Annotated in this window: 1 pseudogene; it reads left to right on the top strand. The window is 61.2% G+C overall.

The window, feature by feature from the left end:
• Positions 1-132: pseudogene (locus tag X742_RS1000000176390) on the top strand (DoxX family protein); the annotation flags it as partial.
• Between the last annotated feature and the right edge of the window lie 113 nt (positions 133-245).

Raw genomic sequence — 245 nt, 5'->3', positions numbered from 1 at the left:
GCCACCAATGCGCGCATCGGCAATCCGCTGTTCTCGCACACGCTGTTCGGCGTCTATCTCGGCATCATCCTGTGGGGCGGCCTCTATCTGCGCGACCCCAGGGTGCGCGCGCTGATCCCGTTCAGCCGATAGCCAAGAACAACGTCGCTTCATCTTCACGCCATCGGGTGGCAATACCACCGATGCGGTCTGTCTGAGCGAGCGGCGTCGCGATCTTCGTTTTCCTCGGGATCAAATTAGCCGTC

The sequence above is a fragment of the Mesorhizobium sp. LNHC229A00 genome, from assembly GCF_000502415.1.
GTDB lineage: Bacteria > Pseudomonadota > Alphaproteobacteria > Rhizobiales > Rhizobiaceae > Mesorhizobium.
The sequence above is the reverse complement of the archived record's forward strand: the minus strand, read 5'-3'. Positions and strand labels throughout refer to the sequence as shown.